4 protein-coding genes are annotated in these 6,195 nt (G+C 73.7%); 3 read left to right on the top strand and 1 reads right to left on the bottom strand.

The genetic code is table 11. From position 1 onward, the window contains the following. Positions 1-1,573: 1,573 nt before the first annotated feature. Entirely contained in the window at positions 1,574-3,133 is a 1,560-nt protein-coding gene (locus ABD879_RS31575) for a M20/M25/M40 family metallo-hydrolase (protein ID WP_345025431.1), read from the bottom strand. Between the two features lie 542 nt (positions 3,134-3,675). On the opposite strand from ABD879_RS31575, the gene ABD879_RS31570 reads away from it, so the two are divergent. The 3 genes from ABD879_RS31570 to ABD879_RS31560 are packed head-to-tail and all read left to right on the top strand — an operon-like array spanning position 3,676 to position 6,027. Next, the gene (locus ABD879_RS31570; RefSeq protein ID WP_345025430.1) at positions 3,676-3,978 is read left to right on the top strand and encodes an urease subunit gamma; all 303 of its coding nucleotides are present in this window, start codon (positions 3,676-3,678) and stop codon (positions 3,976-3,978) included. Next, positions 3,975-4,298, top strand: a complete 324-nt coding sequence (locus tag ABD879_RS31565; protein WP_425549672.1) for an urease subunit beta — start codon at positions 3,975-3,977, stop codon at positions 4,296-4,298. The genes ABD879_RS31570 and ABD879_RS31565 overlap by 4 nt, the downstream gene beginning before the upstream one ends. After that, positions 4,291-6,027, top strand: coding sequence for an urease subunit alpha (locus ABD879_RS31560; RefSeq protein ID WP_345025429.1), 1,737 nt, complete (start codon positions 4,291-4,293; stop codon positions 6,025-6,027). Before ABD879_RS31565 ends, ABD879_RS31560 begins: the two co-directional genes overlap by 8 nt. Positions 6,028-6,195: the final 168 nt, after the last annotated feature.

Below are 6,195 nucleotides of genomic sequence, written 5' to 3'. Positions count from 1 at the left end.
GGCTCACAGAACGACATGGCTACGATCCGACTTGCCTCCGCCGCCGGTGCCGCCGGCGCGCCCGTTCGTCCGCGCGGCCGGCCGCTGCCGCGCCGCCAGCTCGCGGACGCGGCGCAGCACGAACTGCTCGTCCATGATGCCCAGCCAGCGGTCCAGGCTGATCGCGTACATCTGCCGCAGCGCCCGGTCCTTGATGGAGGCCACCACCGGCGCGGCGGCGTCCAGCGCCGCCAGCCGCCCCTCGGCGGTGTCCAGGTCGTAGTCGCCGATGCGGCTGCGGATGGCGAACTCGAACAGCGGCAGCCGGGAGGCCACCAGGTCGCGCACCGCCGCGTCGCCGTACCGGACGCGCAGGTCGCACGGGTCGAGGCCGTCGGGCTGGACGGCCACGAAGGTCTGCGTGACGAACTTCTGCTCTTCCTCGAAGGCGCGCAGCGCGGCCCGCTGCCCGGCCGAGTCGCCGTCGAAGGTGAAGATCACCTCGCCGCGGAACTCGTCCTGGTCCATCAGCAGCCGGCGCAGGATCTTGATGTGCTCGCCGCCGAACGAGGTGCCGCAGGTGGCGATGGCGGTCGGCACGCCCGCCAGGTGGCAGGCCATCACGTCGGTGTAGCCCTCGACGACCACGGCCTGCCGGCGCCGGGCGATCTCCTTGCGGGCCAGGTCGGCGCCGTACAGCACCGAGCCCTTGTGGAACAGCGGCGTCTCGGGGGTGTTGAGGTACTTGGCGGTGCCGTCGTCGTCGTACAGCTTGCGCGCCCCGAAGCCGATGACGTCGCCGCTCAGGTCGCGGATCGGCCACATCAGCCGGCCGCGAAAGCGGTCGATCGGGCCGCGCCGCCCCTCCTTGGCCAGCCCGGCGGTGACCAGCTCGCGGTCGGCGAAGCCGCGCCCGCGCAGGTGCCGCACCAGGGCCTCCCACTCGCGCGGCGCATAGCCCACCCCGAAGTGCTCGGCGTCGGCCGCCTCGAACCCCCGCTCGGCCAGGAACCTGCGGCCGACGACCGCCTCCGGCGTGGCCAGCTGCTCGGCGTAGAACTCGGCGGCGACCCGGTGCGCCTCGACCAGCCGGGCGCGCTGGCCGGCGTCGCGGCGGGGGGTGGGGCCGCCGTCCTCGTAGCGCAGCTGGATCCCGGCCTTGGCCGCCAGCCGCTCGACCGCCTCGGTGAACGACAGGTGGTCGATCTCCTGGACGAACTTGATGACGTCGCCGCCGTTGGAGCAGCCGAAGCAGAACCACAGCCCGCGCGCGGGCGTGACGTTGAACGAGGGCGACTTCTCGTCGTGGAACGGGCACAAGCCCTTGAGGTTGCCGCCGCCGGCGTTGCGGAGCTGGAGGTACTCCCCGACCACGTCGGCGATCGGCGAACGCTCCCGTACGAGTGCGATGTCCTCGTTGCGAATCCGGCCGGCCACGGCGGCGAGTCTAATCCGTCGGCCCGACATCCCGGGCCCGGCGCCCGCAACCGGTGCCGGGGGTACCGATCCGCCCATGACCGCGGCGCCCGTGCGGGTGGCGGCCCCCTGTCCGCCGGCGGCCGGGGCGCCCGGAGGAGGCGGGCGCCCCGCGCGGTCAGCGCACCCGGAACCGGTCGAACAGCCGGTACATGAACTCGGTGCCCTGCCTGAGCGCGTCGACGGTGATGCGCTCGTCGTTGCCGTGCATGCTGACCAGTTGGTCGTTGTCCAGGACGTAGGGGTAGACGCCGTACCCGGGGATGCCCCGGGAGGTCCACGGGTACAGGCTCGTCCCGGCCTCGAACAGCGCCGGGGCGAACACCGCGTCCGGGTAGGTCTTCCCGGCCGCGTCCTTGATCGCCGCGAACAGCGGCGTGTCGATGGACGACGGCGGCCTGGCGAAGGTCTCGTCGAGCCGCTTGAGCGCGTCCTCCTCGCTCTCTCCGGCGTCGCCGACGAGCCTGACCGCCACGTCGCGGCCGTCGAGCAGCCTGCGGACCTGGGCGAGGAACTCGCGCGGCCGCTGCCCGCCGGGCACGCCCCGGCAGTTGATCCGCAGCGTGGCGGTGGACGGGATGACGTTCTCCTTGTACCCCGCGTCCTCGATGACGAAGGCGTGCGTGGTGCGCAGCAGGGCGCGGTGCAGCCACGGGTAGGAGCTGCGCTTGACGACGACGGCCGCGGCGCGTTCGCGGGCGGCCTGCGTGCGGGCGGCCAGCATCAGCTCGATGGCGCGGCGGAACGCTGCGTCGTCGGTGGCGCGGGCCAGGGCGGCGAAGTACTCGCGGGTGACGGGCGTGAGGGTGACGGGCGCCAGCCAGCCGTCCAGGACGGTGACGGCGCGCGACAGCCTGGCGACGGCCGAGCCGGGGCCGGGCTTGGAGGAGTGGGTGGCGGTGCCGTCGGCGACCAGGTCGAGGTTGAAGTAGACCTTGTCCTGCCGGGTCACGGTGATGAGCATGGGGGTGCGCCCGTCGCGGCGGGCCAGGAACCAGCCGCCCTCGGTGAGCACCATCCCGGCGTTGACCTTGTCCCAGTGCCGCTCGGCGAGCCAGCGCGACCCGTACGGGCCGGACTCCTCGTCGCAGTCGGTGAGGACGATGATGTCGCGGTCGAACCTGGCGCCCTCGGCCAGGTGGCGCAGCAGGGCGGAGACGAACGCGGCGTTGGCGCCCTTCATGTCGAGCGCGCCGCGCCCGTAGATCTCGCCGTTGCGGACGACTCCGGCGAACGGGTCCACCGACCACTTGGAGCGCTCCACCGGAACGACGTCCGAGTGCCCGAGCAGCAGCAGCGGGGGCGCCGCCGTCGTGCCCTCGATCCGGGCGATCAGGTGGACGTTGTCCTGCTTGGGCGTCGGGATGATCTCGGCGGACACCCCGGCCGACTCCCAGACCGACTTGAGCATCCGGGCGTGCGGGAGCGTCACGCCGCCCTCGCCGGGGTTCTGGGTGTCGTAGGCCAGCATCTTCTTCAGCAGGGCCAGCGGGTCCAGGTCGGCGGGGTCCACGCCGGCGGGCGCGGTGCGCGCCCCGGCCGGGACGCCGGCGAACGTCTCCCCGGCGACCAGGCCGCCGGCCAGCAGCGCGGCTCCAGCGCCGGTGCGGCCGAGGAACGCGCGGCGGGTGAGCGGAGCGGGTGGGTTTCGGTCGGGCTCCCGGGAGTCGGTCGTCATCGACATTGATCTCCTTTTCTCCGGTATTGGCGGGATTCCGGAAAAGGGCCGGGAACGCCCAGGCGGCGGGGGGCTGCCCGGGGTCCGCGTGAACGCGGCGTACAGAGCGGTGCCGGCCCGCTGTCGGCCCCGGGTCGGCGCGGTGTCGCCCGGCGGGACGTCGGCAAGCGGGCCGGTGGTCGGGCTGGTGTCGGCGCGGGAGTCGAGGTCGGCCTGTTATTCGCTGTCGGCTTCGATGTCGGATTCGCTGTCGGCTGCTATGTCGGCAGGGAATCGCCGGGCGCGGTCCCGGCCGGGAAGGCCGGCCGCGGCGGCATACGGCGGGTCGGCGGCGGTCTGCTTCCGAACGTTGATCGTCGAGACCGCGGTGATCGTTACGCGGGGTGCCGGGCGGCGCCGGGAAGGCCGGCACGGCGTCCGGCGAATCGGCACCGGCTTACGGTCTGTCCGATTCATACATTCCGTTCGCCCACGTGAAATGGATGTTAAAACGGCAATTCCCGTGTTCCATAACCGGTCATACCGGCAGTACCGTCCCCAGAGTGCTGATCACTCCACACGAGCAGGAGCGCCTGCTGCTCCATGTGGCCGCGTCCGTGGCCCGCGAGCGGCGGGCGCGCGGGCTGCGGCTCAACCATCCCGAGGCGACCGCGATCATCGCGGTGCACATCCTGGAGGGCGCCCGCGACGGGCGCACCGTGGCCGAGCTGATGGAGTCCGGCCGCACCGTGCTCACCCGCGACGACGTCATGGAGGGGGTGCCGGAGATGCTGGAGTCGGTCCAGATCGAGGCGACGTTCCCTGACGGCACCAAGCTCGTCACCGTCCACCGGCCGATCCCGTGAGCGGCGCGATGATCCCCGGGCAGGTCGTCCCCGCCGAAGAGCCCGTGCCGCTGAACCCGGGCCGGCCGCGCACCGCGCTCACCGTCGTCAACACGGGCGACCGCCCGGTGCAGGTGGGCTCGCACTACCACTTCGCCGTGGCCAACCCCGCCCTGGACTTCGACCGCGACGCGGCGTGGGGGCGGCGGCTGGACGTGCCCGCCGGGACGTCGGTGCGGTTCGAGCCCGGCGTGGCCCGCGAGGTGGCGCTCGTCCCGCTGGCCGGCGCCCGCGTCGTGCCGGGGCTGCGCGCGGAGAAGGCGGGGGCCCTCGATGGCTGAGCTGTCGCGGGCCCGCTACGCCGAGCTGTACGGGCCGACGGCGGGCGACCGCGTCCGCCTCGCCGACACCGACCTGTTCATCGAGGTCACCGAGGACCTGGCGCGCGGCCCGGACGGCGCGGCGACCGGGGACGAGGCGGTGTTCGGCGGCGGCAAGGTGATCCGCGAGTCGATGGGGCAGTCCCGCGCCACCCGCGCCGAGGGCGCCCTCGACCTGGTGATCACCGGTGCCGTCGTGCTCGACCACTGGGGCGTGGTCAAGGCCGACGTGGGCGTGCGCGACGGCCGCATCGCCGCGCTCGGCAAGGCGGGCAACCCCGACACGATGGACGGCGTCCACCCCGACCTGGTCATCGGCCCGACCACCGAGGTGCTGGCGGGCAACGGCAAGATCCTCACCGCCGGGGCCGTCGACTCCCACGTGCACTTCATCTGCCCGCAGCTGGCCGAGGAGGCGCTCGCCGCCGGGGTGACCACGCTGCTCGGCGGCGGCACCGGGCCGGCCGAGGGCACCAAGGCCACCACCGTCACCGGCGTCTGGTACCTGCACCGGATGCTGGAGGCGATGGACCCCTGGCCGGTGAACGTGGCGCTGCTCGGCAAGGGCAACACGGTGTCCGCCGAGGCCATGTGGGAGCAGCTGCGCGCGGGCGCCGCGGGCTTCAAGCTGCACGAGGACTGGGGCTCCACGCCCGCCGCGATCGACGCCTGCCTGCGCGTCGCCGACGCCTCGGGCGTGCAGGTGGCGCTGCACTCCGACACGCTGAACGAGGCGGGGTACGTGGAGTCGACGCTGGCGGCCGTCGGCGGGCGGTCGATCCACGCCTACCACACCGAGGGCGCGGGCGGCGGGCACGCGCCCGACATCATCACCGTCGCCGCGCACCCGAACGTGCTGCCGTCGTCGACCAACCCGACCCGGCCGCACACCGTCAACACCCTCGACGAGCACCTGGACATGCTCATGGTGTGCCACCACCTGAACCCGTCGGTGCCCGAGGACCTGGCGTTCGCCGAGTCCCGCATCCGCCCGACGACGATGGCGGCCGAGGACGTCCTGCACGACCTGGGCGCCATCTCGATGATCGGGTCGGACTCGCAGGCGATGGGCCGGATCGGCGAGACCGTCATCCGCACCTGGCAGACCGCGCACGCCATGAAGCGCCGCCGCGGCGCCCTGCCCGGCGACGGCGGGGCCGGCAACGGCGCGGACAACCTGCGCGCCCGCCGCTACGTCGCCAAGTACACGATCAACCCGGCGATCGCGCACGGCCTGGACGGGGAGATCGGTTCGGTCGAGCCGGGCAAGCTGGCCGACTTGGTCCTGTGGGATCCGGCGTTCTTCGGGGTGCGCCCGCACGCCGTGGTCAAGGGCGGGATGATCGCGTGGGCGGCGATGGGCGACGCCAACGCCTCCATCCCGACCCCGCAGCCGGTGCTGCCGCGTCCGATGTTCGGGGCCTCCCCCGCCGCCGCGGCCGCCACGTCCCTGCACTTCGTGGCGCAGGCGGCGCTCGACGACGGGCTGCCGGACCGGCTGGCGGTGCGGCGCCGGTTCGCCCCGGTCCGCGACACCCGGCGGCTCGGCAAGGCCGACCTGCCGCTGAACGACGCGCTGCCGCGCATCGAGGTGGACCCCGACACCTTCACCGTCTCGGTGGACGGCGAGGAGATCGAACCCGCCCCGGCCGCCGAGCTGCCCATGGCGCAGCGGTACTTCCTGTTCTGATGGAGCAGGTCCCCGCCGCGCTGCTGCTGCTGGCCGACGCGCGCCTGCCGGCCGGCGGCCACGCGCACTCGGGCGGGCTGGAACCGGCCGCCGCCGCGCACGCCGTCACGGGCCCGGACGACCTGCGCGGCTTCCTGCGCGGACGGCTGGCCACCGCCGGGCTGACCG

This window comes from Actinomadura keratinilytica (assembly GCF_039539665.1).
Classification (GTDB): Bacteria; Actinomycetota; Actinomycetes; order Streptosporangiales; family Streptosporangiaceae; genus Spirillospora; species Spirillospora keratinilytica.
Note: the sequence above shows the minus strand (reverse complement) of the source record. Positions and strands in the feature narration are given on the sequence as shown.

What these genes read in the sequence shown, in the direction of transcription:
- ABD879_RS31575 (WP_345025431.1), bottom strand. Translation starts at nt 3,133, where the DNA reads ATGACGACCGACTCCCGGGAGCCCGACCGAAACCCACCCGCTCCGCTC.
- ABD879_RS31560 (WP_345025429.1), top strand. Translation starts at nt 4,291, where the DNA reads ATGGCTGAGCTGTCGCGGGCCCGCTACGCCGAGCTGTACGGGCCGACG.